Here is a 396-nt window from a genome sequence, read left to right on the forward strand (position 1 = left end):
GCGAAGCCGTTGCGCTTGGCCTCCCTGCTGATCAGCTGGGATGAGAGATAGTTGCCGCCGGCCTTGGCACCGGTGGGGATGGTGTTGGGCGCGAGCCGGCTCCAGGAGGTGACGCACACATCCACCCCGTTTTTGAGCCCCTCCTCGCCGAGGTAGGCGCCCCAGGGCAGGGCTGCGACCATGAGATCCGCCTTGGCATCCAGCGGCGGATGCAGCCCCAGCCCCACGTTGCCGACAAAGGCCAGCGGACGCAGATAGCCTCTTTTGAGGCCGTTCTCGCGCACCACGGTGCGGCAGGCGTCATTCACCTCGGCCTCGCTGTAGGGCACGTCCATCCAGTAGATCCTGGCGGAGTCGAACAGGCGGCGGGTGTGCTCCTGCAGACGGAAGATGCAG

General features: G+C 66.4%; 1 protein-coding gene. It reads right to left on the reverse strand.

Going from position 1 to position 396, the window contains the following annotated elements; genetic code table 11:
* Positions 1 to 396 (reverse strand): aminotransferase class IV (locus KFE26_RS23710; protein WP_212601925.1); only part of this gene is annotated, 396 nt, incomplete at both ends.

The sequence above is a fragment of the Shewanella sp. M16 genome (assembly GCF_018224605.1).
Lineage (GTDB): Bacteria > Pseudomonadota > Gammaproteobacteria > Enterobacterales > Shewanellaceae > Shewanella > Shewanella oncorhynchi.